The sequence below is a fragment of the Nocardioides malaquae genome, from assembly GCF_015070385.1.
Lineage (GTDB): Bacteria > Actinomycetota > Actinomycetes > Propionibacteriales > Nocardioidaceae > Nocardioides > Nocardioides malaquae.
This window is the reverse complement of sequence record NZ_JADCSA010000407.1, coordinates 1-271: the sequence shown is the minus strand read 5'-3', so window position 1 is coordinate 271 and position 271 is coordinate 1. Positions and strand designations below refer to the sequence as shown.

Here is a 271-nt window from a genome sequence, read left to right as displayed (position 1 = left end):
TGCCGCAGTTATTTTGCTCATGCCACCAGCCCGCTGACCGGATTTCTGGAGGCATCGGCATGAAAACCTTCAGCGATCGCTGGCGACAACTGGACTGGGACGACATCCGCCTGCGTATCAACGGCAAAACGGCTGCTGACGTAGAGCGGGCGCTAAATGCCTCGCAACTCACCCGCGACGACATGATGGCGCTGTTATCGCCTGCCGCCAGTGGCTATCTGGAACAACTGGCCCAACGGGCGCAGCGTCTGACCCGTCAGCGATTTGGCAA

General features: G+C 59.8%; 1 protein-coding gene. It reads left to right on the top strand.

Annotated elements, in window-relative coordinates; genetic code table 11:
• Positions 1-59: 59 nt before the first annotated feature.
• A partial coding sequence (locus IEQ44_RS15880; protein WP_227487642.1) for a hypothetical protein occupies positions 60-271 on the top strand: 212 nt, incomplete at its 3' end.